Origin of the sequence: Campylobacter concisus (assembly GCF_002912895.1) — a bacterium.
In the GTDB taxonomy this organism is placed as follows: Bacteria; Campylobacterota; Campylobacteria; order Campylobacterales; family Campylobacteraceae; genus Campylobacter_A; species Campylobacter_A concisus_G.
Map to the genome: position 1 here is coordinate 50623 of NZ_POZX01000057.1, position 25978 is coordinate 76600.

Annotated in this window: 29 protein-coding genes; 9 read left to right on the plus strand and 20 right to left on the minus strand. The window is 36.7% G+C overall.

The window, feature by feature from the left end:
* Position 1 precedes the first annotated feature (1 nt).
* On the plus strand, positions 2 to 1450 hold the full coding sequence (locus CYP51_RS06525; RefSeq protein WP_103624836.1) for a Ppx/GppA phosphatase family protein: 1449 nt from the start codon (positions 2 to 4) through the stop codon (positions 1448 to 1450).
* A 60-nt stretch (positions 1451 to 1510) separates the two neighbouring features.
* Here CYP51_RS06525 and CYP51_RS06530 read toward each other — a convergent pair whose 3' ends face one another.
* From CYP51_RS06530 to CYP51_RS06575, 10 genes are all read right to left on the minus strand, one after another.
* Positions 1511 to 2389: an excinuclease ABC subunit A gene (locus CYP51_RS06530; RefSeq protein WP_103624837.1), complete on the minus strand. Its 879-nt coding sequence runs from the start codon at positions 2387 to 2389 to the stop codon at positions 1511 to 1513.
* Complete coding sequence (fliN, locus tag CYP51_RS06535; protein ID WP_021091807.1) at positions 2386 to 2703, minus strand: flagellar motor switch protein FliN; 318 nt, start codon at positions 2701 to 2703, stop codon at positions 2386 to 2388. Before fliN ends, CYP51_RS06530 begins: the two co-directional genes overlap by 4 nt.
* Entirely contained in the window at positions 2700 to 3119 is a 420-nt protein-coding gene (locus CYP51_RS06540) for a chemotaxis protein CheX (protein WP_103624838.1), read from the minus strand. Before CYP51_RS06540 ends, fliN begins: the two co-directional genes overlap by 4 nt.
* A gap of 78 nt (positions 3120 to 3197) precedes the next feature.
* Positions 3198 to 3947: a tryptophan synthase subunit alpha gene (trpA, locus tag CYP51_RS06545; RefSeq protein WP_103624839.1), complete on the minus strand. Its 750-nt coding sequence runs from the start codon at positions 3945 to 3947 to the stop codon at positions 3198 to 3200.
* Positions 3940 to 5121 carry a tryptophan synthase subunit beta gene (gene trpB / locus CYP51_RS06550; RefSeq protein WP_103624840.1) on the minus strand — a complete coding sequence of 394 codons (1182 nt, stop codon included), beginning with the start codon at positions 5119 to 5121 and terminating at the stop codon, positions 3940 to 3942. The genes trpA and trpB overlap by 8 nt, the downstream gene beginning before the upstream one ends.
* Positions 5114 to 5725 carry a phosphoribosylanthranilate isomerase gene (locus CYP51_RS06555; RefSeq protein WP_103624841.1) on the minus strand — a complete coding sequence of 204 codons (612 nt, stop codon included), beginning with the start codon at positions 5723 to 5725 and terminating at the stop codon, positions 5114 to 5116. Before CYP51_RS06555 ends, trpB begins: the two co-directional genes overlap by 8 nt.
* Positions 5712 to 7328 (minus strand): anthranilate phosphoribosyltransferase, encoded by a 1617-nt coding sequence (gene trpD / locus CYP51_RS06560; protein ID WP_103624842.1) that lies wholly within the window; start codon positions 7326 to 7328, stop codon positions 5712 to 5714. Before trpD ends, CYP51_RS06555 begins: the two co-directional genes overlap by 14 nt.
* A gap of 85 nt (positions 7329 to 7413) precedes the next feature.
* Positions 7414 to 7986, minus strand: coding sequence for a recombination mediator RecR (gene recR, locus CYP51_RS06565; RefSeq protein ID WP_009294391.1), 573 nt, complete (start codon positions 7984 to 7986; stop codon positions 7414 to 7416).
* Complete coding sequence (locus CYP51_RS06570) at positions 7983 to 9239, minus strand: ArsS family sensor histidine kinase (RefSeq protein ID WP_103624843.1); 1257 nt, start codon at positions 9237 to 9239, stop codon at positions 7983 to 7985. The genes recR and CYP51_RS06570 overlap by 4 nt, the downstream gene beginning before the upstream one ends.
* Positions 9236 to 9907 carry a response regulator transcription factor gene (locus CYP51_RS06575; protein WP_021091583.1) on the minus strand — a complete coding sequence of 224 codons (672 nt, stop codon included), beginning with the start codon at positions 9905 to 9907 and terminating at the stop codon, positions 9236 to 9238. The genes CYP51_RS06570 and CYP51_RS06575 overlap by 4 nt, the downstream gene beginning before the upstream one ends.
* Positions 9908 to 10029: 122 nt before the next feature.
* On the opposite strand from CYP51_RS06575, the gene dnaJ reads away from it, so the two are divergent.
* Positions 10030 to 11172 (plus strand): molecular chaperone DnaJ, encoded by a 1143-nt coding sequence (gene dnaJ / locus CYP51_RS06580; protein WP_103624844.1) that lies wholly within the window; start codon positions 10030 to 10032, stop codon positions 11170 to 11172.
* A gap of 644 nt (positions 11173 to 11816) precedes the next feature.
* Here dnaJ and pyk read toward each other — a convergent pair.
* Positions 11817 to 13268, minus strand: coding sequence for a pyruvate kinase (gene pyk / locus CYP51_RS06585; protein WP_087584093.1), 1452 nt, complete (start codon positions 13266 to 13268; stop codon positions 11817 to 11819).
* A 90-nt stretch (positions 13269 to 13358) separates the two neighbouring features.
* Here pyk and CYP51_RS06590 point away from each other — a divergent pair, with 90 nt between their 5' ends.
* Positions 13359 to 14414, plus strand: coding sequence for a TRAP transporter substrate-binding protein (locus CYP51_RS06590; RefSeq protein WP_021091622.1), 1056 nt, complete (start codon positions 13359 to 13361; stop codon positions 14412 to 14414).
* Between the two features lie 121 nt (positions 14415 to 14535).
* Here CYP51_RS06590 and CYP51_RS06595 read toward each other — a convergent pair whose 3' ends face one another.
* Genes CYP51_RS06595 through gatC form a run of 9 tightly spaced genes read right to left on the minus strand, consistent with a single transcriptional unit; the run spans position 14536 to position 21993 of the window.
* Positions 14536 to 15324 carry a shikimate dehydrogenase gene (locus CYP51_RS06595; RefSeq protein WP_103624845.1) on the minus strand — a complete coding sequence of 263 codons (789 nt, stop codon included), beginning with the start codon at positions 15322 to 15324 and terminating at the stop codon, positions 14536 to 14538.
* Positions 15321 to 16166: an SPOR domain-containing protein gene (locus tag CYP51_RS06600; protein WP_103624846.1), complete on the minus strand. Its 846-nt coding sequence runs from the start codon at positions 16164 to 16166 to the stop codon at positions 15321 to 15323. Before CYP51_RS06600 ends, CYP51_RS06595 begins: the two co-directional genes overlap by 4 nt.
* A gap of 13 nt (positions 16167 to 16179) precedes the next feature.
* Complete coding sequence (locus CYP51_RS06605) at positions 16180 to 16722, minus strand: DUF1882 domain-containing protein (RefSeq protein WP_103624857.1); 543 nt, start codon at positions 16720 to 16722, stop codon at positions 16180 to 16182.
* Positions 16722 to 17966: a serine hydroxymethyltransferase gene (locus CYP51_RS06610; RefSeq protein ID WP_087579191.1), complete on the minus strand. Its 1245-nt coding sequence runs from the start codon at positions 17964 to 17966 to the stop codon at positions 16722 to 16724. The genes CYP51_RS06605 and CYP51_RS06610 overlap by 1 nt, the downstream gene beginning before the upstream one ends.
* Positions 17963 to 19471 (minus strand): lysine--tRNA ligase, encoded by a 1509-nt coding sequence (gene lysS, locus CYP51_RS06615; protein ID WP_234401426.1) that lies wholly within the window; start codon positions 19469 to 19471, stop codon positions 17963 to 17965. Before lysS ends, CYP51_RS06610 begins: the two co-directional genes overlap by 4 nt.
* A gap of 4 nt (positions 19472 to 19475) precedes the next feature.
* On the minus strand, positions 19476 to 19943 hold the full coding sequence (locus tag CYP51_RS06620; protein WP_087577804.1) for a Fur family transcriptional regulator: 468 nt from the start codon (positions 19941 to 19943) through the stop codon (positions 19476 to 19478).
* Between the two features lies 1 nt (position 19944).
* A complete protein-coding gene (locus CYP51_RS06625) occupies positions 19945 to 20556 on the minus strand; it encodes a CvpA family protein (RefSeq protein WP_103624848.1) in 612 nt (203 codons plus the stop codon).
* The gene (locus CYP51_RS06630) at positions 20556 to 21695 is read right to left on the minus strand and encodes a type IV pilus twitching motility protein PilT (RefSeq protein ID WP_103624849.1); all 1140 of its coding nucleotides are present in this window, start codon (positions 21693 to 21695) and stop codon (positions 20556 to 20558) included. Before CYP51_RS06630 ends, CYP51_RS06625 begins: the two co-directional genes overlap by 1 nt.
* A 10-nt stretch (positions 21696 to 21705) precedes the next feature.
* The gene (gene gatC / locus CYP51_RS06635; RefSeq protein ID WP_021091810.1) at positions 21706 to 21993 is read right to left on the minus strand and encodes an Asp-tRNA(Asn)/Glu-tRNA(Gln) amidotransferase subunit GatC; all 288 of its coding nucleotides are present in this window, start codon (positions 21991 to 21993) and stop codon (positions 21706 to 21708) included.
* Between the two features lie 127 nt (positions 21994 to 22120).
* Here gatC and CYP51_RS06640 point away from each other — a divergent pair, with 127 nt between their 5' ends.
* From CYP51_RS06640 to CYP51_RS10190, 6 genes are all read left to right on the plus strand, one after another.
* The gene (locus tag CYP51_RS06640) at positions 22121 to 22684 is read left to right on the plus strand and encodes a hypothetical protein (protein ID WP_103624850.1); all 564 of its coding nucleotides are present in this window, start codon (positions 22121 to 22123) and stop codon (positions 22682 to 22684) included.
* Positions 22684 to 23691 (plus strand): L-seryl-tRNA selenium transferase, encoded by a 1008-nt coding sequence (locus CYP51_RS06645; protein ID WP_103624851.1) that lies wholly within the window; start codon positions 22684 to 22686, stop codon positions 23689 to 23691. The genes CYP51_RS06640 and CYP51_RS06645 overlap by 1 nt, the downstream gene beginning before the upstream one ends.
* Positions 23688 to 24020, plus strand: a complete 333-nt coding sequence (locus CYP51_RS06650; protein WP_103588523.1) for a hypothetical protein — start codon at positions 23688 to 23690, stop codon at positions 24018 to 24020. The genes CYP51_RS06645 and CYP51_RS06650 overlap by 4 nt, the downstream gene beginning before the upstream one ends.
* The gene (locus CYP51_RS06655) at positions 24007 to 24636 is read left to right on the plus strand and encodes a type III pantothenate kinase (protein ID WP_103624852.1); all 630 of its coding nucleotides are present in this window, start codon (positions 24007 to 24009) and stop codon (positions 24634 to 24636) included. The genes CYP51_RS06650 and CYP51_RS06655 overlap by 14 nt, the downstream gene beginning before the upstream one ends.
* On the plus strand, positions 24633 to 25241 hold the full coding sequence (gene hisG, locus CYP51_RS06660; RefSeq protein ID WP_084109560.1) for an ATP phosphoribosyltransferase: 609 nt from the start codon (positions 24633 to 24635) through the stop codon (positions 25239 to 25241). The genes CYP51_RS06655 and hisG overlap by 4 nt, the downstream gene beginning before the upstream one ends.
* Before the next feature lie 245 nt (positions 25242 to 25486).
* A complete protein-coding gene (locus CYP51_RS10190) occupies positions 25487 to 25657 on the plus strand; it encodes a hypothetical protein (protein WP_343286743.1) in 171 nt (56 codons plus the stop codon).
* Positions 25658 to 25978 lie beyond the last annotated feature (321 nt).

Below are 25978 nucleotides of genomic sequence, written 5' to 3' on the forward strand. Positions count from 1 at the left end.
AATGGCAAAGAGAACCGCAGTAATCGACCTTGGCTCAAATTCTATGCGAATGGCGATATTTGAGAGAACGTCACGCTTAGCGTTTTTTATACTAGCTGAGTATAAAACAAAAGTGCGTCTAGGCGAAGGCGGATATGGTTCAAACAATGAAATATCCGAAAGCTCAATGGAAAAAGCACTAAAGGCTTTTAGCGAATTTTCAAATATCATAAAAAGCTACAAATGCAATAAAGTCTTATGCGTTGGTACTTCAGCGCTTAGGGACGCTCCAAACGCAAATGTTCTGATCTCTCTTTTAAGAAAAAAACTTGGCATAAATTTAAAAGTCATTGACGGCAAAGAAGAGGCTACTTTTGGTGCAATCGCAGCCAAAAATTTACTCTATAATATCGATGAATGCGTCACTATCGATATCGGTGGCGGATCAACTGAACTTGCCAGAATAAGCAAAGGCAAAATAATAGATACGCTCTCGCTTGATATTGGCACAGTTAGGTTAAAAGAGCTTTTTTTTGATAAAAAAAACTTAAATAAATTGCCAAAATTTCTAGAGCAAGTTACAAAACAGATAGATGAGCGATTTAAATGCCAAAATATAATCGCTATTGGAGGCTCTCTTAGAGCGATATCATCTGCCATAATGAGCAAAAATTTATATCCGCTCTCATCACTGCATGGCTTTTGCTACAAGCTTGGCGACGAGCAAGCCTACATCGAGAGCATTGCAAATGTTAACGTGCTTGAGCTAAATAAATTTCCTATTAAAAAAGACAGATACGACACCATTAGAGAGGGTGCACATATCTTTTTAGCCCTTGCCAAAGCTCTAAATGCCAAAAACATTATAACAAGTGGAGTTGGCGTAAGAGAGGGAGTGTTCTTAAAAGATTTTTTACGCCCTAGCCTTAAATTTCCGCAAAATTTTAATCCAAGTATCAAAAGTTTGCAAGATCGTTTTATATTATCATGCAATAAATCGGTCACAAGATATGCAAAAGATATATTTATGGTATTAAAAAAGCTTCATGGTCTAAGCGATAACTATCTTGAAGTGCTTTTAGTTGCTGCAAAACTTCACAATGTAGGTCAAGAGATTGGCTTTTATGGCGATCATAAAAACTCAGCCTATATAGTCCTAAATGCCTTAAATTATGGCTTTTCGCATGAACAAAAAGCATTGATTGCAGTAGTAATTGGCACAAACGGAAAGAAAAATATATATGAATTTGAGCGATATAAAAATTTACTTCCAAAAGCCGAGTGTATAAGATGGCTGAGTTTTATACTCTCACTAGCAAAGGCACTTGATCTAACCTGTGAAAGGCTAAATTTAAACTTCGAATTTAGTGGGCACACGCTAAAAATAGAAGGTGCAAAAGAATTTGCTATGGCAAAAGAAGAGATAAAAAAGATCACAAAACCTGAAATTTTTGCTATTTCATTTGTATAAATTTTGAAACTAGCTTTAACGCATAAAATTTAAATTGGATGAGAATTTTAGCTAAAACTATTAAAATTCTCCGCTCATCTTATCTTTATAGTTACTTAAACTATTTTTTCGCTCTTCTAAAAATGAGCTTAGTTTTTTCTTGTTCTCTTCGAAAAATATAGCAAAATCCTGCTCATTTTGTATCTTGTCTTCACCAAAGCTATCAAGCATTACATTTGAGCTACCAACTATCACTAAATAACGTCTATTCTCATAGCTTAATAGCATTAGTTTATTCGTGCGATCAAGATACTTTTCATATATTATATTGACGTTACTATTTTGATTTTTAAGTAGCCAGTTCATTGATTTTGTATCATTTTGAGACTGATTTCTAGGTGTTTTAAACCCGCTAAAATCACTACCCTTTGAAGTAATATATCTTTTAAATACATATAAAAATACAAGAAGCGCAATAAGCACACTTAAGACTATAAAATACCTTGAGTCTATATTCAGCATAGGCTCTTCATCTGCCTTTGGAGTACTAGGGGTCTCTATTTTTGCACTAGCTTGAGGCATATTTTGTATTTGAGGTTTTGCATTTTTTAAAGTTACACGAATACGGAGTCCAAAGCTATCAGTCGTCTTTGAAGCATTTACGATAATAGCATCGTTTGAGCGCAAATTTAAGACAAGTGAGTTTTGCTTTGGCTCAATATCTAGCTCTTGAATAATCTTTGAGTTTATGTCTTTACTAGCACTTTGATCGTAATTTAGCGAATTTAATATCAAAGATGTTGTGTCCTTTTCGCGCTTTTGAAAGATATTTCCTTCATAAGGTGCATCAAAGCTAAGCATAATATCGACTCTATCGGCACGTTCATAGATATTGTAAGTTAATAGGTTTGAAGCTAAAATTTGAGTTGCAAAAAGTAAGAAAAATAGTATAAATTTCATAAAAGTTCTTTTTTGAAGTACTGAATAACTGACTTTGAATCCAAAATTTCATTTATCCTGATGGCTAAATTTTTCTCATAAACCATTACTTCGCCTTTTCCAAAAATTCTATTATTTATATATAGCTCCACACTCTCACCAGCTGGCTTTTCGAGGTCTATAACCGAGCCAGCTTCAAATTTCAAAAGTTCATTTATGCTAACCGTGGTAGTTCCTAGCTCAGCTATAAAATCAACGCTTATATCCATAAGCTCATCATAGCTCTTAAAAAGCCCTAGCTGCTCTAGCGTCTCTATCGCGCTCTCGTCGTTCATTGTATGTCGTAGCCTATTTGAAATGTTCTATTTTTTATTTTATATATAAATTTTTCTTTTAGCTTTATGTCAAAATCTTCAACTTCACCTAAAAATTCAGGCGTTCCAAGCTTATAAGCATTTGGCTCTTTTTCGTTTAGCAAATTTTTAGCTTTGCCAATAATCTGATTTGCTATCTCTTTACAAAGATCGTCTAGATCACCACCATCAACATCTTCGTGACCAAAAAAGGCATTCATGAAAATTTTCAAAGTATCTTTTTTAAAAAATAGGTAAAAATGATACTCGCTTTTGCCCTTATAGACTGGTATGCTAGCTCCGTAAAATCCTTTGCCTAGACTCTTGCCAAACTCTAAATCTAGCCCTAAAGTATCCTTGCAAAGATAGCTTGTAGCTTCATCTATAACTTTTCTCATATCTCTTCCTTAAGACTTGAAATGCATTTTCAATTATACTTTGGCTTTACTAAATTAGCTATAAATTTATCAAGCATTTTAAAAGAGTTTATCTATCTCTTTTACTAGCTTTTCACCGCTAAAATCGGCACAAAACTTAACTATTTGCGTACCTATTATTGCTCCGTCAGCATATTTTTTTACTTCATTAACATCATCTTTGTTTTTTATACCAAAGCCCACAGCCACTGGCAAATCGCTCTTTTTCTTAAGCTCTAGGACCAAATTTTTTATCCTATCTTCATCAGCCCTTTTTGAACCGCTAACGCCGATCGCACCAAGAGCGTAGATAAATCCTGAGCCAAATTTTAAAATTCCATCCGCTCTACTACCAGATGTGACGCTGATAAGTGGTATCAGGCTTAAATTTAGCTCCTTGCACTTTAGAGCAAATTCCTCGCACTCCTCGCAAGGCAGATCCGGAACGATAAAGCCGCTAACTCCAGCTTCACATGATCTTTTTAGAAATTTATCAACGCCATAAGCAAAGATGATGTTGTAATAAACTAGAAAAACAAGTGGCTTTGTCACTTTTGTCTTGCAGCCTTCAAGCATATCAAAGACAACGTCGGTATTTACGCCATTTTGCACTGTCTCAAAGCTAGCTTGTGCGATGAGTTTTCCGTCAGCCAGCGGGTCAGAGTAAGGGATGCCGATCTCAACTAGATCAAGCGTGCTCTCATCTAAATTTTCTAAAAATTCCTTCGTTTTTTCTAGGCTTGGATATCCAGCCACGATGTAGCCGATGTTTGCCTTTTTGCCGTTAAATGCGCTTTTTACCTTATCCATAAATTTTTCCTTTTTCGTAGCCGATAACTGTGTTTATGTCCTTATCGCCCCTGCCTGAGACGTTTACGACGATCACGCTTTTTTTATCAAGTTTTGGGCAAAGCTTCTCCAGATACGCCAGCGCATGCGCACTCTCGATGGCTGGGATGATGCCCTCCATCTTGCTTAGAAAATACAAAGCATTTATGCACTCATCGTCGGTTACGGCTTCGTATTTTACCCTTTTGATGTCATTTAAGTGGGCGTGCTCTGGGCCTATGCCTGGGTAGTCTAGGCCTGCTGAGATGCTGTGAACTGGCGAGATCATGCCATACTCATCTTGCAACACGGTCGTTTTCATGCCGTGGATGATGCCAGTTTTGCCTTTGCTAAGCGTAGCTGCGTGATAAGGCGTCTCTATGCCAAGTCCGCCAGCTTCTATACCTACTAAATTTACACTCTCATCGTCCAAAAACGCACTAAAAATGCCAATAGCATTACTGCCGCCACCAACGCAGGCTATGACGTAGTCGGCCTTTTTGCCATAATTTTCAAGCTGAGCTTTTGCCTCTGTGCCGATGACGCTTTGAAAGTCACGCACGATCTTTGGATATGGGTGTGGGCCAACGGCTGAGCCAATGACGTAAAATGCGCTCTCTATCTCATTTACCCACGCTTGTATGGCCGCCGTAGTTGCTTCTTTTAGCGTTTTTAAGCCATCTTCTACGCTCACCACCTTTGCGCCAAGAAGCTGCATGCGAAAGGCATTTAACTGCTGTCTAGCCACGTCAGTTGCACCCATATACACATCACACTCTAAGCCCAAAAGTGCTGCTGCAGTCGCTGTTGCCACGCCGTGCTGACCAGCTCCAGTCTCAGCTAAAATTTTCTTTTTACCCATTTTTTTAGCAAGCAGTGCTTGAGCAAGAGCATTATTTATCTTGTGCGCACCTGTGTGGTTTAGATCCTCTCTTTTTAAGTAAATTTCATGTCCGTAGTGCTCGCTCAGACGCTTTGCGAAAAAAAGCGGACTAGGCCTGCCAACATAGTTTTTAAGCAGATCATCAAGCTCATCTTTAAACTCTTTTGTCTTTGCGATGCTCTCGTAAGCATTTTCTAGCTCATCAAGGGCAAACATCACCGTCTCAGGCACAAACTGCCCGCCAAATTTTCCAAAATATGCTTTACTATTCATCTTCTATCTCACCTATGATCTTTAAAATTCTCTCTATCTTTTGCGCATCTTTTATGCCGTTTTCGTCTTCGACTTTGGAGTTGATATCGACTAGATATGGCTTAAATTTGAGCGCCTCTTTTATATTGTACTCGCCTATGCCCCCAGCCATGCCAAATTTAATTTTGACCTCTTTTAAAATTTCCCACTCAAAGCTAGTGCCATTTCCGCCGGCATTTTCGCCCTTGCAGTCAAAAAGCGCCATATCAAAATGCTTAAAATCAACCTCTGGCAAGCTATCTTTCACACTAAAAACCTGCCAGATCTCAAGCCCCATATCTTTTAAATTTGCACCTAAATTTTCACTCACCACTCCATGCACCTGAGCTACGTCAAGACTAGTAAACTGGCAAATTTCCATTATCTCGCACTCACTTTGCAAAGCAAAAACGCCAACTACTTTTTTGCCCTTGCTATGAGCAAATTTTGCTATCTGCCTAGCTAAATTTAGCTCGACCCTTCTTTTGCTTTTGGCAAATATTAACCCGATAAAATCAACATCCAAAGCGCAAACTGTACTCGCCTCATCTAGTGTTTTGATGCCACAAATTTTAACTAGCGCCATTAGCCCCAGCCTTTATAAACTCTTCATAAAATTTATACGCCCTGCCAGAATTTATAGCCTCTAAAACCATTTTTTTGGCCTCTTCTGGGCTCTTTGCGCCATCAGCCGCGTAGAGTGCAAACATCGCGTTAAAGACCACGATGTCAAATTTCGCCCCCTGCTCCTCGCCTTTTAACGTACGGATCAATGTTTTGGCGTTTTCTTCAGGTGTGCCACCCTCGATATCGCTGTGAAGCGCTCTTTTAAAGCCAAACTGCTCTGGCGTGATACTGTATTCAAAAATTTCGCCATTTTTTAGCTCCACAACGCTTGTTTCACTGCAAAGCGTGATCTCATCTAGTCCGTCATCACCGCGAACGACTAGAGCGTGCTTTCTGCCAAGGATCTTAAGCGTCTGGGCGTAGAGTTTAAGAACAGGCTTATGATAGACGCCAACTAGCTGATTTGTAAGGTTTAAATTTGGATTTAAAAGCGGTCCAAGCACGTTAAATACGGTTCTTATGCCAAGTCTTTGGCGCACTTCTCTCACCTCGCCCACTAGCGGGTGGAAAAATGGCGCGTGAAAAAAGGCTAAATTTTTATTTGCTAAATTTTCACGCTGTTTTGCCAGTGATTTTTCACTTTTTACGCCTAAAATTTCAAGCACATCAGAGCTACCTGACTTGCTTGAAACTGCCTTATTGCCGTGTTTTGCGACCTTTATACCAAGACTTGCAAGGATAAAAGCGACCGTGGTTGAGATATTTATCGTCTTAAAGCCGTCGCCTCCAGTGCCGCAAAGATCGATCATAGGCGTATCATCGCGGTAAGTTTGCGAGTATTTTAGAATATTTTTTGCAAGTGCAGCGAGGCTTTTTGGGTATAAGCTCTTTTCGCTAATTAGCACCAAAAGGGCTGAAAGCTGCACGATCTCATACTCTTTGCTGGCTATTATCTCGCAAATTTGCTCAAAGTCGCTATCATCAAGTGGTATGCTCTCTTGAAGCTTGATAAGATATGGCTTAAGTGAGCGATTTTTTGGCTCTTTTATCTCTTCTTTTGCCTTGTAATTTACAAAATTTTCAACGATCTTTTTGCCGTATTGCGTGAAGTAGCTCTCAGGGTGAAACTGGATACCAAAGATCGGCTTATCTTTTACGCTAAGTGCCATAACTATGCCATCATCACTCACCACATCAGCGCTTAAGCTAGCTGGGAGCTCATCGACATAGAGCGAGTGGTAGCGCATAACCTCAAAGCGCTCAGGCAGCCCTGCAAAGAGGGGCTCTTTGTTTTTCACGTCGATAAATGAGGTTTTGCCATGCAGTGGGTCATCTAGTCTTTTTATCTTTGCGCCAAAACTAAGCCCTATGGCTTGGTGTCCAAGGCAAATTCCAAGTACCGGCACGCCAAGATCTGCCCCCAAAATTTCTAAACAAACTCCGCTATCTTTTGGGTGCTTTGGTCCTGGGCTTAAAATGATCTTGCTTGGGTTTAGTTTTTTGATCTCGTCAAGCGTGATCTTGTCATTTCTAACGCATCTAACCTCTTCATCTGTAAGCTCTTTTACATATTGCTCAACATTAAAAACAAAACTATCATAATTATCTATGAGTAAAATCAACCTATATCCTTTAAATTTAGCAGCGATTGAGCCTTGGCTAAATTTCTATAAATTTAGGCAAAATTATAACTAAAAGAAAGTTTAATTAGGCTTTTGTACGGCTTTCGTAGGCTTTTAAAAGTGAAAGCATGTCAACGTTTTCTAAATTTACACCAGTTGGTACGCCCTGGGCGATCTTGCTAAATGAAATTTCACTCATCCCAAGCTTATCCTCGACGTAAAGCATAAGTGCATCGGAATTTAATCCTGGTGTAAAAGCAAAAACGACCTCTTTTGAGCCATTTTGTTTGATCGCACTTCGCAGCCTCTCTATGGCATCCTCATCTATCTCGTCAAGTACGAAATAAAGCCCGTTATAAATTCCATTTTGCTCAAAAACTAGGATATCTTTTGGACTCTCAACCAGCAATATAACCTCACTATCCCTACTCTCATCGCTGCAAATGTCACAAATTTCATTTTCACTTAGCCCACCGCAACGCTCACAACGTTTGATAAACCTCACCGCGTCTTCGATATTTTGAGCAAGTCTTAGCCCTGCAAAGCTATCTTGCATACAGACAAAATAGGCAAATCTCGCGGCTGATTTTTTACCAACACCTGGTAACTTCGCAAAAGACTCAGTTAACTCGTTAAATTTTTCTAAGCCTCTTTTCATGCTCGCTTCGCCTTTGATCTAAGTAAAATTTTAAATACATGATAACCATCCTCGTAGTCGTAAGCAAGCTCAAATTTTTGCATCTGACAAATTTGCTCGATGATATAAAGTCCAAGCCCCATACCACTTCCCGCGCTCACCTTATCGCCACGCACAAAGGCTTGTTTGTAGTAATCAATCGGATGATTTAGCTTTTTGCCTAAATTTTTAACCGCTATAAATTCGCTATCGCAGATCAAAATAGCCTTTTTATCCTCTGCGTATTTTAGGGCATTGTCTATCAAATTTTTAATCGCCAAGCTAAAAAGCTGAAAATCCACTCTTAATATGACGTCATCTCTGATATCGCAGCTCACTCGCTCTTCAAATTTATCAAGCATTAGCATATCTTGCACTTGCTCTAAAATGAGCGAAAAATGGCACTCTTGGTAGTTTAGTGCGTAGCTTTTAGAAAGGAGCTGTTCAACTTTGCTAAATTCATTTATAAGCATCTCAAGACGCTCAAAAACGTTTATGAGCCTCATCTTTTGGGTCTCATTTGCGACCATTTCAGAGACGATCCTACCCTTTCCAATAGGAGTCTTTAGCTCATGCATAATCGCACGCAAAAATAGCTGCCTTGAGCGGATGAGCTCTCTGATCTTGCAAACGGCGTTATCAAACTCAACCGCAACCTGTCCGATCTCGTCTTGCTCGTTTTCATTTAGCCTAGCCGTCATCGCCATTTCCATATTTCCACTGGCAAATTTTCTAATGTCCTTACTAAGCCTTCTAAGCGGCGAAAGACTTCTAAGAACAGAAACATAAAGTGAGATGAGAAGGGCTGAAACTATCAAAAATGCGACCCAAAGCGGATCATTTACATGTCTTGCATCATTACTTTCAAGAAGTAGCTGAAAAGATGGGTTTTTAATAAGCAAATACAAATCGCCTTTGTAATTAACCGATTGTACCACTCCAAGAGGCGTGTGCTGTGTAAAAACAATAGTCCCATTTGTAGCTATTGAAGTGGCTAAATTTTTATTTCCAACATACTCTAAATAAAAATTTTTAAAATAATGTTCTAAATCTCTTGGGGGATTTCCACGTTCATAGAGTGCGACAAGGTAGTTCATCGCACTTATTTGTCTATCCTTTAGTTTTTCTAAAGCGCTTTCTTGCTGAATGTTTGCAAAAGTTACAAAGAGCAAGCACATCAGCGAGAAAGCTATGGCAAAGATAATAGTTATCTTCGTAGTTATGGAATATTTCATCCGATAAGCTTATATCCTATGCCTCTTACTGAAAATATATGTTTTGGGGCTTTTGAGCTATCACCGATTTTTGATCTAAGGCGTCCGATAATAACATCTAAGCTCTTTGAATCTTTATCTTTTAGGCTTTTGCAGTTGTAAACTAACTGTTCACGTGATACTGAAAAGCTGTGTTGCTTAATGAGATAAGTTAAAATTTCATACTCAGCTGGAGTAAGCGCTAACGGCTCATTGTTAAAGTAAATTTCGTGACGTTTATCATCGATCCTAAATGCGCTATCAACGACCTCTTCTTGTACTTCATTTGTCTTTTTATATCTTCTTATAAGACTTGTGATACGAGCATACATCTCTTTTGGATCGTATGGTTTTGGCAAATAATCATCAGCACCAAGCTGAAGTCCAACAACCTTGTCGCTAATATCGCTTCTAGCTGAACTTATGATGATAGGAATGTCGTATTTTTGGCGAATTTCTTTACAAACCTCAAGCCCATCAATGCCTGGCAAAGTAAGATCAAGTATTAGCAAATCATAGTTTTTTATCCCAGCGCTAAGTCCTAAATAAGGGTCTTCAAAATTCGTAACTTTTATATTAAAACTATCAAGATATTCAGATAAAATTTGTGCAAATTCTGGATCGTCTTCTATCATTAAAACATTAACCATGAATTATCCTTTTTATTAAAAATAGTAGAGATTATACGGCAAAAATGTAAATTCTTTTTTAAATTTAAACTTTTTTGGGTAAAATCCCATATTTAAAATAAGCTTAATTAACAAGGAAAAATGTGGAATTTGACTATTACGAAATCCTTGAAATTTCAAGAAATGCAAGCGGAGATGAGATAAAAAAAGCCTTTAGAAGACTTGCTTTAAAATATCACCCAGATAGAAATTCTGGCGACAAAGAGGCTGAGCAGAAATTTAAACAGATAAATGAAGCTTATCAAGTTTTAAGTGACGAGCAAAAACGCTCTATCTACGACAGATACGGCAAAGAAGGCCTTGAGGGTCGATTTGGTAGCGGTGGCGGATTTAGTGCCGATTTTGATCTTTCAGATATTTTTGACTCATTTTTTGGTGGCGGTTTTGCAAGTAGTTCTAGGCAGAGAAAAAGATACTCAGAAAAATACTCAGCCGATCTTGAAATTCCTATAAATTTGGAGTTTAACGAAGCTATTTTTGGTTGTGAAAAAGAGATAAAATTTGATCAAAAAGTGCCTTGCCCAACATGCAATGCAACCGGCAGTAAAGATGGCAAGAGCAAGACTTGCCAGCACTGTGGCGGAAGTGGCAGGATAACACGCGGAAATGGCTTTATGAATATCGTCCAAGAGTGTCCATATTGCCACGGAAGCGGTGAAGTAATAAGCGAACCATGCCCTGACTGTAACGCAAAAGCTTATAAAATCCAGCAACAAACTGTAAAGATTACCATCCCTGAAGGTGTTGATAGCGGCATGAGAATGAGAGTAGCTGGTAAAGGCAATATCGGCACAAACGGCGTTCAAGGCGATCTTTATGTAAGCATAAACGTAAAAGAAGATAAGCATTTCATTCGCCACAACGACGATGTTTATCTAGAAATTCCTGTCTTTTTCACGCAAGCTATACTTGGCGAAAGTATAAAAATTCCAACTCTTCGAGGAGAAACTGAGCTAAAACTACCTGTTGGAGCAAAGGACAAGCAGCAATTTATCTTTGAAAATGAAGGTATCAAAAGCGTAAATTCGCGTAAAAAAGGTAGGCTCGTAGCACAAATTTCTATTCAAACGCCTGAAAAACTAAGCGATGAGCAAAAAGAGCTTTTAAATAAGCTTCAAGCTAGCTTCGGTATAGAATCAGGCAAATCAAATACCGATGAAAGCGTCTTTGATAAGATAAAAAGCTGGTTTAAAGGCGATGAACCAAAAGGCAAAAAGAAAAAATAAATTTAAATTTGTGACGTTAAAATTGACGTCACAAATTCTTTCAAAACAAATTTTATATATCCTAATTTTTACAAGTAAATTTCACACAAATTTTAAAATTTCATGAGCGAGTAATTTCAGCTCTAAAATTTGAGCTAAGCGGTAAGTGAAGCCAAATTTTAGCAGTCAATTCTTGCGAGTGAATGAAAGTTTTAAAATTTACAAAGCAATCTAGTTAAATTTAAATGTTAGTTTCTTTTGTTAAGGGGGAGAAAGAGGCTTGAATTACGAAGTCGCTCCCTTCCCCCTTAACAATCCCCTAACCCCGACGACGTTAGAAGTGGCATGTCTCAGTACTAACGCACTGCATGCGTTATATTAAATTTCCAGCAAATTATAAAATTTATTATCGAGCATATCACGGCTATAAATTTAGTGCCAAACGAAGTGCGGCCTAAATTTAGTAGTCTGCTAAGATGAGCGAGTAAGATTTTAAAATTTGCAAAATTGCTTTGTTATATTAGGTAGGCATCAGGCAAATTTTAAAATTTCATGAGCGAGTAATTTCGGCTCTAAGATTTGAGCCAAGCAAAAAGCAAGAACAAATCTTAGCAGTCAATTCTTACGAGCAAGCAAAATTTTAAAATTTGCAGGAGAGTATAAATTTACTCAGTTGCAAGCTCCAAATAATAATCAAGCTGATCGCGTCTGATGATGCGTATAAGGTTTGTGCTACCCTCAACGCCCGTAGGGTGACCTGCTGTGACAAGATAAGTCTTATCGTGTTCAACATATCCCTCTTCATACGCCTTTTTCATGACATTTGCCAAAAGTGAGCTAAGCTTTGTTTTTTCTAGTACAAGCGCTGGCGTAACGCCCCAAGCAAGAGTAAGCATGTGCGCTGTTTGCTCATCGTGAGCGACTGCGATGATGTCAATGTTTGTGCGGTTTCTAGCTAATTTTATGGCCGATTTTCCTGAGCCAGTGATTGAGATTAATGCATCTGCTTTTATGCGAACAGCAAGAGATGCGGCGCTACTTGCCACCATATCAGTCTCGTCAAAAAAGTCAAACTCATCAAATTTATTATATGGATAGATGCTTTGAGTTTGGATGATCGTTTTACTCATCGCCTCTACGACCGCGACTGGGTTTTTACCGATCGCACTCTCCTCGCTTAGCATAACAGCATCAGTACCGTCTAGCACGGCATTTGCCACGTCACTGATCTCCGCTCTTGTGGCAGTCTCATGCTCTGCCATGCTTAGCATCATCTGGGTTGCTGTGATGACCGGCTTGCTTGCTGCATTTGCTTTTTTGATGATGAGCTTTTGGATAGTTGGAACCTTGTAAAATGGCACTTCTATGCCAAGATCGCCACGAGCTACCATGATACCATCACTCTTTGCGATGATGTCATCTATATTCTCGACTGCATCAAATTTTTCAATCTTAGATAAAACAGCAGCTCTTGAGCCAAATTCTTTTAAGATATTTTTTGCCTTTATTACGTCATTTGCATCTTGCACGAAGCTAATGGCGACAAAATTTACGCCATGCTTTGCGCCAAATTTCATATCTTCTTTATCTTTTGGTGTGATGATCTCGATACCAAGGGCTGTATTTGGAAAATTTACGCCTTTGTTTGAGTTTAAAATTCCATCATTCTCAATGATAGTTTTTACTATTTCTTTACCTTCGCTGACAACCTTTGCTCTTATAGAGCCATCATATAGATAGACATACTCGCCAACCTTTAGCATTGGCAAAATTTGAGGCTGATTTAGGCTTACTTTATAAATTCCTTTTTCCACTTTTTCACCAATAATCTCATCAGCATGGATACTAAGTTCATCACCAGCCTTTAGATAAAATGGCTCACTAAGCTTGCCAACTCTGATCTTTGGGCCGCAGATATCTTGTAAAATTCCTATTCTTTTATTTAGCTTTTTTTCGATATTTCTTATCTTGTCAATGTTTGATTTATGGTATTCGTGTGTCCCATGGCTAAAATTTAAACGAAAGACATTAACGCCTGCTTTTACCATCGCCTCCATTGTCTCTTCATTATCACTTGCTGGCCCCAAAGTAGCTACGATTTTTGTCTTTTTTATCATTTTATGCCCCATAAATTTGATTTTTGCGATTATAACACATTTTAATAATGTAATTTTTTGTATAATAGGCAAAATTTTAAAGGAGAAGATATGAATAAATTTTTATTAGCGTCTCTTGGTCTAGCAGCTGTTGCTTGCGTTGCTATGGGAGATGATAAAGTTTATAAGCTAAAGCTTGCTAGCTCATGGGAGAGTACTATGCCAGTGCTTGGTGATGTACCAAAAGAGCTAAAGGATAAAGTTGAAAAGATGAGTAATGGTAGACTTGAGCTAAGGATTGATTATCCATCAAAGCATAAATCGCCTTTTGCGATGCTTGATTTTGCTAAAAGCGGTCAGTACGACATTACCTACACAAGTAGCTATTATTATAAAGGCAAAGATGCTAAAACTATATTTTTTACAGCAACTCCATTTATGATGAATACTGATGAGCAAACAGCTTGGTATGAATTTGGCGGTGGCAAGGAGCTTGAGGCAAAAGTTTACGATCCATACAATATCAAAATTTTTAGAGCTGGAAATACCGGCATGCAAATGGGTGGCTGGTTTAAAAAAGAGATCAAATCATTAGATGATATCAAAGGCTTAAAGATAAGAATTCCGGGCTTTGGTGGTGAAATTTACGCTAAACTTGGCGCTAACATTAACACTATCCCAACTGGTGAGCTTTACATGGCTCTTGAGATGGGAACGATCGACTCAGTCGAATGGGTTAGCCCAGCTTATGACATGGCACTTGGCTTTCACAAAGTGGCAAAATACTACTACACAGGCTGGCAAGAGCCAAACGGTGAAACTCAATTTTTCTTTAATAAAAAATCATACGAAAAACTTCCAGATGATCTAAAAGCGATCTTTGAAGCAGCTGCAGCAGAAGTAGCAAGAGATGCAAATACAAAAGTATTTTATTCAAACGTCGAGTACTGGGATAAAATGAAAAGCGAGTATCCAGACATCCAAGTAAAATCTTTCCCACCGGAAGTAATCGCAGCTCTTAAAAAAGCTACAAATGAACTACTTGATGAAGAGAGTGCTAAAGATCCATTATTTAAAGAGATCGTTGAGTCTCAAAGAGCTTTCCTTAAAAAAGCAAGAGAATGGACTAAAATTTCAGACTACGCTTATATCAAAACAAACGAATAGTAAAATTTAGCAGGGATCTTCCCTGCTTTTTATATTTGCTCCAGTTACTTTCAAGAAAAATTTTAATCAAAATGTTTTTATACAAGCCATAAATTTTTACAAAAATAAATACTGGTGGCTATTATAGATAGAAAATTTCTCTCATTGAGCGCTCGATCTTTGACTCATCAAGTGTATTGTTAAAAAATAAATTTAGTGCTAAAACCGCTTGATATAAAAGCATATCGGCCCCATCTTTTACACTAAGGCTGCTTTGCTTGGCCATTTCTAAAAATGGTGTCTGTTTGCCATAAATCACATCAAATGCAAATTTAGCATCCTTAAAAATACTTTTTAAAATTTCTTTAGGTGCCGGTAAAAAATCATCCTTTAAACCAGCAGAGGTCGAGTTAATGACTAGATCAAATTTTTGCTCTTCGTAGTTATCCCAACTAAAGCATTTGTACTCATCTTTAAATTTCTCAAGCCTATCTTTGTTTCTATTTAGTATGCAAACATCAACGCCTTGTTCTTTTAATGCATAAGTTATGGCATTTGCAGTACCGCCTGCTCCAAGGACAATAGCTTTTTTTACATCTTTAAAATTTTTTATTGCTTTTAAAAATCCATGTGCATCTGTATTGTATGCATAAATTTTGTCATTTTTAAGTACAAGAGTATTTGCAGAGCCTATTTTGCGAGCTATATCTGAAGCTTCATCGGCTAAATTTAAAGCCCACTCTTTATGTGGAAGTGTTACATTTGCACCGTTTAACTTTAAGAATTTAAATTTATTGATTAATTCGCTACCATCTTTTAGCAAGACTCTTGTGTAAAGTGCTTTTAAGCCCAGGTCTGCAATGGCTTTATTGTGCAGCCTCGGAGATACCGAGTGAGCTATTGGATCTCCAAAGACTGCGAATGTTTTCATTTTGCTCTAAAGATAAAAGCGTCTTTATTGATATCTTTTCTAATATCGCCTACTACTTTTTGAAGCGTTTTTTCATCAAATGGACCAACTAAAATTTTAGTCAGCTCGCCAACTTTTATAGTCTTGTAGCTATATCCTTTGGCAGCGATCTTCTTCATATATTCAGCATTTGGATTAAATTTACTAGTCACAAATACTTGAACATAAGAGCCTTTTGTAGCAGGTTCACTTTTAGCTACTTCAGCTTTTTTGTCTGCTTTATCTATTTTGGTTTCAACCTTTTTTTCAATCTTTTTATCTACTTTATTTTCAGTCTTAGCTGGTTTTGCCTCACTCTTTTTATCAGTAGCTGCTACTTTTTCGACTTTTTTAACTGGAGTATCTACCTTTGTCTCAGCTTTTTTTGCTGATATTTCAGTAGGCTTTTCGATAGGCTTAACTATCTCTTTTGGCTCTTCAGTTTTAGAAACAGGCTTATTATTTTCTTTATCTTTTAGCTTTTTGATCATATCTTCAAATTCGTCTTGTTGCTTATTTTCAGGCACGATCGGTACTTGCTCAAAAAGCTGTGTATCGCCTTTTTTATTATCTAAATTTGTATCAGCTATCGGAGCTTGTCTATCTACTGGCTGCTCAGCTGGTACTGGAGGAAGTACTAGTCTCGAATCAGCTTCATTTTGAGCTTGTGAAGGGTCGCTTGAATTTACTAGCTTCATAGCCACTACAATGATCAAAAAAAGTATAATAAGAGCTGCTATAAATATAAGAAGTTTTTTTAGCTTCAATCCTCTTGCGTCATCGTCTCTTTCTAAAAGAATATCTTTTAACTCATCGTTTTCCACTTTTTATCCTTAATTACATATATTTTGACCAACTTGCCCCACGCTCTTTTTGATAGAGTTTATAAGGTAAAGTTAGTATGTTAAATTCTTTTGGCATATCGATATTTGGAAACATTCTCCACTCTTTAGGTAGCTTCTGTGAAAGCTTTGCGTTGAGCATATTTGCTAGCTGGCAAGCCTCATTTAGCGTAGTGTGACCTTTATGCACATAAAGATGCAGATGTCCTGGCGTCTTGCTCTCATAGGCTGTAAAATTTATAAATCCCTCTTCTCTTAAAAGAAGCTGTGCTTTATGCCAAAATCTATCAGGGGTTCTGCCATTATAGTCAAAGACTATATTTTCAACCTTATCATTTGCATTTATTAAAGAGTGTGCGATAACAGCCTTGCCCTCTTCATGCTCTTTCATGACACTATAAGTTAGTGGCTCGTTGATCTTTTCAAATTTATCAAAGAAAATTTTACCCCTGTATTCTATTTTATTAACGATCGTATCACGCTTGATATAGTAATGAGTTGTAATAATCTTTATAAGTGCCGTATCAATACTTTGCATCAAAATGTCGCTTTATCATAGATTATAAATTTATGAGCAAGTTCAACTAGCTCAGCTTTTGTCTTCTCTTGCAAAGATGTGTTGTTTATGTCGCTTAGCACATCAGCTATTTTATTTGCTATTAGTTCAAACTCAGCTTCTTTCATGCCACGAGCTGTAAGCGCAGGACTACCAACACGTATACCACTTGTGATAAATGGGCTTCTTGTCTCGCCTGGAACCGTATTTTTATTTACTGTTATGCCTGCATTTCCAAGAGCGATATCAGCGTCTTTACCGCTAAATTCGCGATTTAAAAAGCTCATTAAAATTAGGTGGTTATCGGTACCGCCGCTCACTAGATCAAAGCCTCTTTTTATTAGCACTTCGCCTAATTTTTTAGCATTTGCTTTTACTTGTTTAGCGTAAATTTTCCACTCAGGACTAAGGTTGTGCTTAAAGCCAACTGCCTTTGCTGCGATGACATGAACTAGTGGTCCGCCCTGGATGCCTGGAAAAATAGAGGCATTTATCTTCTTAGCATACTCTTCGTTATTTGTCATTATTATGCCGCCTCTTGGGCCTCTTAATGTTTTATGCGTAGTTGAGCTTACGACATCGCAGTATGGGAAAGGACTTTGATGCTCACCAGCAACAACAAGACCAGCAATGTGAGCAACATCTGCAAAAAGTATCGCCCCAACAGCGTCAGCTATCTCACGGAATTTTTTAAACTCGATCTCTCTTGTGTATGCACTTGCGCCACAAACGATCATTTTTGGTTTTACTATCTTTGCGATATCCATGACTCTATCGTAGTTTATGCGGCCATCGAGCTCGACGCCATAGAAAAAGCTCTCATACATCTTGCCAGAGCTACTGACCTTTGCGCCGTGTGTTAAGTGTCCACCATGGCTTAGATCCATGCCTAAAATTTTATCGCCTGGATTAAGTAAAGCGCCATAAACACCTTGGTTTGCCTGAGAGCCTGAGTTTGGTTGAACGTTTGCAAATTCACATCCAAAAAGCTCTTTACATCTATCGATCGCTATTTGCTCGATCTCATCGACAAATTCGCAGCCACCATAATATCTCTTGCCAGGATAGCCTTCAGCGTATTTGTTTGTTAGGATTGAGCCCATTACTTCCATAACTTCTGGATATGTAAAATTTTCACTAGCGATCATCTCAAGGTGATCACATTGGCGTTTTAGCTCTAAATTTACTAGATCGTAAATGTCCTTATCGTAGCTTTGCAAACTCATTTTTCATTCTCCTTTATCTCATTTTTAAGTGGCCTCATCGCTGGGAAGAGTACAACGTCGCGAATTGATTTTTTATCCGTTAAAAGCATCACGAGCCTATCGATGCCTATACCCTCACCTGCAACTGGTGGCATGCCGTATCCTAGGGCTTTTACATAGTCCTCGTCCATCTCATGTGCCTCGTCATCGCCTGCGTTTTTAGCATCGATTTGCGCTTTAAAGCGGTTGTATTGATCGATTGGATCGTTTAGCTCGTTAAAGCCATTTGCTAGCTCGCGACCAGCGATAAATAACTCAAATCTCTCAGCCACATCAGGGTTTGCATCACTTCTTCTTGAAAGTGGACTGATCGAAATCGGATAATCAATAACAAATGTTGGGTGTATAAGCTTGCTCTCTACATAGTTATCAAATAGCTCAGCCTGCAAGTGACCAAGATCAAGCTTCTCATTTGCTTCAAGGCCATCAGCTCTTAGTTTTGCTAAAATTTTATCTTTATCGTTTATGATATTATCATCTAGTCCACCGATCTCAACGAGAGCTTTTTTGTAGCTTATTCGCTTAAATGGCTTACTAAAATCAATCTCCATGCCGTCAAAATTTACAACTTTTTCCATATCCAGCTTGTCTAAAATGACATTAAAAAGATCCTCTGTGATACCCATCAAATCGTGATAGTTATGGTATGCCCAGTAAAACTCTATACTTGTAAACTCAGGATTATGAGTAAGGTCCATTCCTTCGTTTCTAAAATTTCTATTCATCTCATAAACGGCTTCAAAGCCACCTACTATAAGGCGTTTGAGGTATAATTCCGGCGCGATCCTTAGGTATCTCTCGACTCCAAGGGCATTGTGAAAAGTGATAAATGGCTTTGCGTTTGCACCACCTGCTATTGGGTGCAGCATCGGTGTTTCAACTTCTAAAAAGCCTTTTTCTTCAAAAAATCTTCTAATCGTACTAATAATCACTGAGCGTCTTTTAAAATCAGCTCTAACTTCAGGGTTCATTATCATGTCAAGATATCTTTGGCGATATCTTGTCTCAACATCAACTAGACCATGATACTTCTCAGGAAGTGGGCTTATCGACTTTGAAGCAAGGCTAAGCTCGCTTACATGCATAGAAAATTCGCCAGTTCTTGTTATAAATGCATAACCTCTAACATAGACGATATCGCCTATCTCTACGTATTTTTTAACGATTTTAAACCACTCTGGATCAAGCGTTTTATTACTAAAGTAAATTTGTAAATTTCCATCTTCATCTTCGATATTTGCAAAAACCGCTTTTCCAGCATCACGAATGAGTTTTATTCTACCTGCAAGACCCACTAGCTGACCTTCGGCCTTTTTCTCTTCTGTATCATTAATGTAGTTAAATTTTAGTCTAAATTTAGAGATATTCATATCTCTTCTAAGAAAATGCGGATATGGATTAATTCCTAAATTTCTTAGCTCGTCTATGCTTTGTAGTCGTTGAATCTCATGTTGGTTGTCAAATATCACCTTACTTTCCCTTTATATTATTTTTTGAGCATTTTTCACAAATTCCATAAAGCTGCATCATATGACCAGTTAGTTTAAAACCATGATCTTTTGCAATACTGATTTGTCTTTTTTCTATCATTGGATCTTCAAATTCTATGATAAGACCGCACTTTCTGCATATCATATGATCGTGATGTGGCTTTGTGGCAAGCTCAAATTTTTTGCCTTGTGAACCAAAGCTGATTGATGTCACCATCTCTGATTCTTCAAGTAGATTTAGTGTTCTATAAACAGTTGCGATACCAATATTTAGCTCAGGGTGCGTTTCTTTTATAAAAAGATAAAGTTTTTCTGGAGTAAAGTGTTCGCCATTGTTGTATAGCGTTTTTAGTAAAATTTCACGCTGTTTCGTATATTTTAAACCATTGTCGCGAAGCACTCTTTTGAATTTCTCAAGCAACGCATCATATTCTAAATTTTCTATCATTTTATTCCCCTTTTGTGATATTAGAGTCGGTATTTACACTAGTATTTGCATCCATTGAGATAAATGCGTCAGTTTTATTTGTATCCATTGGTCTTGCCACTATCTCATCTAACTCACTTTTGATATTTTTCACATCAAGATTTGTTATCCATTTGCCAGTTTCTATCAAAACCGGATAAACTTTACTATTCGCGAAATAAGGTGCAATTATATTATTTAGCGAAGTGCCAGATATTACAGCAACTACTGCCGAAAATGTTAAGAAAATTTTTCCACTTCCCATAACAAATCCACCAAGTCTATCCAAAAAACCAAGCCCACTTACTGAAACTATTTTTGATAAAAATTTACCAACTAGTAAGCAAACTATCCAAAAAACCAACCAAAGAGAGATAAATGCGACAAACTGTAAAAATGAAGGATTTTCAAATTTATATATATTTTTAGTTATAAACTCACCAGATAGATCTGAAAACCTGCTAGCTATAATTAAGCCACCGATAAGTCCGATAAGTCCGAAAGCTTCTTTGATAAGTCCATTTAATATGCCTTTTATGCCAAGCATCAAGACAAGAGCAATAATAATAATATCAAACCACGTTACTAAATCCATTATATAGTTCCTATTAAATTTTGAAGTTCTTGCTGACTAGTTGAATAAGCTAGCGCATTTTCTTTTGTAATCTTACCCTCTTTTAGCACTTTCATCAAAGCCTGAGTTTGCGTACTCATGCCAGTTTGTTGTTGATTTAGCTGCATCTGAGAGTAAATTTGATGTATTTTATTTTCACGTATCAAGTTTGAGATAGCCATATTGTTTATTAAAATTTCATACACAGCACACCTTCCACCGCCTATCTTTGGGATCAGACTTTGTGAAACGACAGCAGTTAACGAAACACTAAGCATATTTCTTACTTGCAATTGCTCGCCTCCATCGAAACTATCAACGATCCTATTTATAGTTTGAATGGCTGAATTTGTGTGAAGCGTACCAAATACTAAGTGTCCGGTCTCAGCCGCCGTGATAGCCGTTGAAATCGTTTCTCTATCTCTCATCTCGCCCACAAGTATGATATCTGGATCTTCACGAACCGCAGATTTTAAGGCCCTTGAGTAAGAAGTTGCATCAGTGCCGATATTTCTATGAGAAAATAGAGCTTTTTTATTGTTATGCACAAACTCGACTGGATCCTCAATTGTAATAATATGCTTTCTATAATTTAAATTTATCTCATTAAGCATGGCTGCAAGAGTTGTTGATTTACCACTTCCTGTCGGTCCAGTAACCAAAATAAGGCCTTTTTCACGCTTAATAATATGTTTAAAAATTTGTGGGGCATTTAACTCATCAAGAGATGGGATATTGATTGGGATTATACGAAAAGCAGAAGCTAAATCGCCATTCATGGTATAGTAATAGTTGCCACGAAAGCGACCAATATCTGGAAGCTCGATCGCAAAGTCAAGCTCTTTATTATTCTCAAGCTCACTTTTTTGTTCATCAGTAATCAAAGAAAAACATAAATTCTCTATATCCTTGCCACTTAATATGCCAAAATCAATGGGCTTTAAAGCACCGTCTACTCTTATTTGCGGCTCAGATCTTGAAACAAGGTGAAGATCGCTTGCCTTATCACTTACAACAGTTTTTAAAAGTGTTTTTATACCGCTAGCAAGATTATTAAGGCTATTATCTTCTGGTATTTTTACACTTAAATTCTTTGCCTGAAGCTGTTCGATTAGATCCATATTTTTACCATTATTCTATTATTTTTGGTACAGCAAAAAAATGCCCTTCACGTGAAGGAGCGTACTTTAAGATCGTATCAATCACATCACTTGGCCTTGACTCATCTTCTCTTAAAGGTGTGCCGCCTTTTATAGAGCTAACTACAGCTTCATCGCTACTTAGATCAAGTTCATTTAAAATATCAACAAAAGATACAATCTCGCTTAGTTGTTTTTTTACTTCTTCTCTTTTTTCATCACTGATTTGTAAGGCAGAAAGTTTTTCTAATTTATTTAAAAGTGTATCATCTATTTGCATTATATAAGTAACCTTATTAATTAATTTTGAGCCATTATACCACATTCAAGCTTTAATTTTGGGATAGTTTTAATTTAATTATGTTAAAATCTGCGAATTAAAATTTTTTAAAAATAAAGGAAAAGCGTTGGCTATAAAAGAAGATCTAACACAGATAAAACAAGAGATTGGTGCTCAAGAACAGTTTTTAGAAAGCATGATCAAAGGTGAGCGTTTCTTTAGAAAGTATAAAAAATTTATGATAATTGCCATTATCGTTGCTGTCATTGCAATTATTGGATTTTATTCGAACAAAATAATAAATGACAATAGAATTGAAGATGCAAATTTGGCTTACTCAAAGCTCATTTTAAATCCAAGCGATGCAAATGCCTTAAGCATTTTAAAAGAAAAAGAACCAAATTTATATGCACTTTTTTCACTTCAGCAAAAGCTTGATAAAAATGAGACAAATGGCATTAGCGAGCTTGCAAATTTAAAAGTAAATCCTATAGTAAAAGATATCATTCTTTCACAAAATGGTAATGCAAACAATCAAATTTTAAGCGAATATAGCACACTTTTAAAAGGTTTTGAGCTTTTAAAACAAAACAAAATCAAAGAAGCAAATGATGAGTTTAATAAAATTTCACTCGACTCTCAACTTCAAACTTTAGTTAAAAATTTAAAACACTATCAGGGAATAAAATAATGAAAAAAATTACTCTTTTCTTGGCTTTTGCCTTGGCTTTAGTTTTAAGCGGATGTGGCACAAAAAGACAATATTTCGAGCCAGCTCAAACCTCTGGCAAAATTTCTTTGTCAAAAGATATGCCATCTTATATCAAATCAGCAAATGCAAATGGTGCCACTCTTGATAACGGCAATATTATCACCAAAAATGGCCTAAATACAAACATTAAGTTGCCTGAAAATTTTAATTTCTTAAATGAAAACAACGGCCTTATCATCTCAGCTAGTATAAATGGCGATCTAAATGTGACAGATCCTAACGGAAGCAGCGTTTATAGCAATAAATTTCCAACAGCAATCGTTGCTGCTTCTCTTGATCAAAACCTATTAGCAGCTATCAGTGCGTCAAACCACATCTATCTAATAGACATAAATACCGCAACAACAATAATGGAATATAGCTCGTCTAATATAGCAGCAGTTGATTCAAGGATCGTAGCACCATTTTTTATGAGCTCACTGATTGTATATCCGGCATTAGATGGCAAAATTTACATAGTACAAAAAGAGACTGGTAGAATTTTACGTGACGTGGTCGTAAGCTCTGAAAATTTCTTTAATAACATCATATTTTTAGGCGTTGAGGGTGATAACTTAATAGCAGCAACAGCTAAAAAACTTATCGTCATTAACCCAAGTCAAACGGTTTATTATGACGGTGAGATCAAAGATGTATTAGTTAATAACGATGAAATTTATATCTTTAAAAAAGATGGTACGATCGTAAGAACAAATCTTATGTTAAAAGAGCAAAATAAAGTTAATTTCAAATTTGCTATCTTCTCAGCGGCTACTATCATCAACAATAAGCTCTATGTCATCGAAAAAACAGGCTATGTTATAAAGACAAATTTAGACCTCAGTGGCGCTGAGATTTATGAGTTTAGCGATGAGATAAAAGATAAAAGTTTTATGGGCAATGGTGCCTTTTATTATGATAATGAGCTTGTTAATTTAGGACAATGAACCAAAAAATTTGGGAGCTTTTTGAAGCCAAAAAAATCCTTTTAAAAGATATCAAAGCACTTAATACAAGTGAATTTAGTACAAAAAAGACGCTTGATATCTTTTGGGGAGTGGACAATAAGAGCTTTTATAATCTTGTCTTTTTAAGAACAGCAAAAAGTAGATTGCTACGTAAAGAGGCTTTGGAGCTTGAAGAAATTTCTAAAAAAATAGAGATGAAATTCCAAACAAACCTAAGAAAAAAAACTATATTTTACAGCTCTGGCATTTGTTCTAAAGCCTTAAAAGAACTACAAGATAATAATTGGCGATGTTATGATTTTGTGTAATATAGGCAATACTAACGCTACATTTTTAGAAGATGGCAAAATCTCACGTATGAAAATTTCTGAGTTTAAAAGCTATAAACCAGAGAAAAAAGTATATTTTATATCCGTAAATGATGAAATTTTAAATATTTTAACAGACAATAAGATATTTGTGGATCTAGAACCATTTTTTACTATTGATACGATATACCAGGGTCTAGGCGTAGATAGAATAGCTGCATGTTACTCTATAAATAATGGCGTAATCGTTGATGCTGGAAGCGCGATAACGGTTGACATTATGGCAAATTCTATCCATCTTGGAGGATATATCTTGCCAGGTATTTCAAGTATGCTAAATGCCTACAAAAGCATCTCGCCACGACTTGATATCACTATAAATTCACAAATTGACATAGATGCTCTACCACAAAAAACAGCTGATGCTGTAAGTTATGGCATTATTAAACCAATAATAACTCTACTAGATAAACTAGCCGGTGACAAAAAAGTCTATTTTACTGGTGGAGATGGCGATTTTTTGTCAAAATTTTTTAAAAATGCTATTTGCGACAAGATGCTAGTTTTTCGTGCCATGCAAAAACTAATAACTGAAAAGAAAGATATGATAATATGATAACAGTAGCACTACCAAAGGGAAGAATAGCCGAGGCAACACTAGAAATTTTTAGAAAAATTTTTGGTTCAAGTTTTTTATTTGAAGATAGAAAATTAATCCTTGAAGAAGGAAATTTTAGATTTTTAATGGTTCGCAACCAAGATATCCCAACTTATGTCACTGAAGGTGCAGCTGATATCGGTGTAGTAGGGCTCGACGTACTTGAAGAGCACAAGCCAAATGTTGTAAGGCTACTGGATTTAAAAATCGGTCAATGCAAAGTTTGCATTGGCATAAAAAACGACTCCGAGCTAGACCTAAACCAGCCAGAGCTAAAAATAGCCACAAAAATGCCAAATATAACAAGAAATTATTTTACAAAACAAGCCGTAGCTGTAAAGATCATCAAGCTTTATGGCTCGATCGAACTTGCACCACTAGTTGGCTTAAGCGACGCAATAGTTGATGTAGTCGAGACTGGCTCAACTATGAAACAAAACGGACTAAAGATCGCTGGTGATATCATGCAAAGCTCAGCTTATCTAATAGCAAATAAAAATAGCTTTATCATTAAAAAAGATGAGATTTTAGAGCTTTATAAAAAAATCAAAGAGGAAATTTAAAGTCCTGCTGCCTCATCATAAAGTACAAAAATTTCTCTAGTGATATAAAGTCCGACTATTTCACTTATAAATTTCTTTAGAATAACGTATTGGTAATTATTTACATACTTTTTATATTAATTTATCTTAATAGATTAGTACTGACATACAAATAACGATCTAAACATAACAAAAATAGTAGTCTCCAATGAGCCAAGAGCCAAATATAAGCTAAAGCCTCATCACGAGTACTAAGCTTTGATTGCATTAATTGCCATCAAAATCAAGGTGATAATCCTAGCAAATTTAAAGAGATCGGTGATAATGGCTGCACTATCTGTCATACAAATATGATAGGTAGCAATAAAATATCAGCACGAGCTCAAAAAATATGCACGCCCACTATAAAAAACTTCTTGGCAGTAATAAAGAGTTGAAATGTGTAAGCTACCACTATGATGCAGGATATAGCGCTGACTTTAGAAATTACCTTGAATACTGGAAGCCAATATATAAAAATTTATGAAAATAAGATGCTTGAGCAAGAGATTGATACTAAGAAAAAATTTTGAAAGATGATTATAACCCTACAAAAGAAGAAGAGGAATTTTTAAAACAAAAGGCAGATAAGAATAATACAAAACATGTTGGTGGGTAGTCTAAACTTTCTATTAATCAGGCAAGCAATTTAGTCTTACCTAATTTTACCTATTATATAAAGCTTTTTAATAAAAATTTATATTATAAAGATATAGATA

What these genes read in the sequence shown, in the direction of transcription:
- CYP51_RS06525 (WP_103624836.1), top strand. Translation starts at nt 2, where the DNA reads ATGGCAAAGAGAACCGCAGTAATCGACCTTGGCTCAAATTCTATGCGA.
- CYP51_RS06530 (WP_103624837.1), bottom strand. Translation starts at nt 2,389, where the DNA reads ATGAAATTTATACTATTTTTCTTACTTTTTGCAACTCAAATTTTAGCT.
- fliN (WP_021091807.1), bottom strand. Translation starts at nt 2,703, where the DNA reads ATGAACGACGAGAGCGCGATAGAGACGCTAGAGCAGCTAGGGCTTTTT.
- CYP51_RS06540 (WP_103624838.1), bottom strand. Translation starts at nt 3,119, where the DNA reads ATGAGAAAAGTTATAGATGAAGCTACAAGCTATCTTTGCAAGGATACT.
- trpA (WP_103624839.1), bottom strand. Translation starts at nt 3,947, where the DNA reads ATGGATAAGGTAAAAAGCGCATTTAACGGCAAAAAGGCAAACATCGGC.
- trpB (WP_103624840.1), bottom strand. Translation starts at nt 5,121, where the DNA reads ATGAATAGTAAAGCATATTTTGGAAAATTTGGCGGGCAGTTTGTGCCT.
- CYP51_RS06555 (WP_103624841.1), bottom strand. Translation starts at nt 5,725, where the DNA reads ATGGCGCTAGTTAAAATTTGTGGCATCAAAACACTAGATGAGGCGAGT.
- recR (WP_009294391.1), bottom strand. Translation starts at nt 7,986, where the DNA reads ATGAAAAGAGGCTTAGAAAAATTTAACGAGTTAACTGAGTCTTTTGCG.
- CYP51_RS06570 (WP_103624843.1), bottom strand. Translation starts at nt 9,239, where the DNA reads ATGAAATATTCCATAACTACGAAGATAACTATTATCTTTGCCATAGCT.
- CYP51_RS06575 (WP_021091583.1), bottom strand. Translation starts at nt 9,907, where the DNA reads ATGGTTAATGTTTTAATGATAGAAGACGATCCAGAATTTGCACAAATT.
- pyk (WP_087584093.1), bottom strand. Translation starts at nt 13,268, where the DNA reads ATGATAAAAAAGACAAAAATCGTAGCTACTTTGGGGCCAGCAAGTGAT.
- CYP51_RS06590 (WP_021091622.1), top strand. Translation starts at nt 13,359, where the DNA reads ATGAATAAATTTTTATTAGCGTCTCTTGGTCTAGCAGCTGTTGCTTGC.
- CYP51_RS06595 (WP_103624845.1), bottom strand. Translation starts at nt 15,324, where the DNA reads ATGAAAACATTCGCAGTCTTTGGAGATCCAATAGCTCACTCGGTATCT.
- CYP51_RS06605 (WP_103624857.1), bottom strand. Translation starts at nt 16,722, where the DNA reads ATGCAAAGTATTGATACGGCACTTATAAAGATTATTACAACTCATTAC.
- CYP51_RS06610 (WP_087579191.1), bottom strand. Translation starts at nt 17,966, where the DNA reads ATGAGTTTGCAAAGCTACGATAAGGACATTTACGATCTAGTAAATTTA.
- CYP51_RS06620 (WP_087577804.1), bottom strand. Translation starts at nt 19,943, where the DNA reads ATGATAGAAAATTTAGAATATGATGCGTTGCTTGAGAAATTCAAAAGA.
- CYP51_RS06625 (WP_103624848.1), bottom strand. Translation starts at nt 20,556, where the DNA reads ATGGATTTAGTAACGTGGTTTGATATTATTATTATTGCTCTTGTCTTG.
- CYP51_RS06630 (WP_103624849.1), bottom strand. Translation starts at nt 21,695, where the DNA reads ATGGATCTAATCGAACAGCTTCAGGCAAAGAATTTAAGTGTAAAAATA.
- gatC (WP_021091810.1), bottom strand. Translation starts at nt 21,993, where the DNA reads ATGCAAATAGATGATACACTTTTAAATAAATTAGAAAAACTTTCTGCC.
- CYP51_RS06645 (WP_103624851.1), top strand. Translation starts at nt 22,684, where the DNA reads ATGAAAAAAATTACTCTTTTCTTGGCTTTTGCCTTGGCTTTAGTTTTA.
- CYP51_RS06650 (WP_103588523.1), top strand. Translation starts at nt 23,688, where the DNA reads ATGAACCAAAAAATTTGGGAGCTTTTTGAAGCCAAAAAAATCCTTTTA.
- CYP51_RS06655 (WP_103624852.1), top strand. Translation starts at nt 24,007, where the DNA reads ATGATTTTGTGTAATATAGGCAATACTAACGCTACATTTTTAGAAGAT.
- hisG (WP_084109560.1), top strand. Translation starts at nt 24,633, where the DNA reads ATGATAACAGTAGCACTACCAAAGGGAAGAATAGCCGAGGCAACACTA.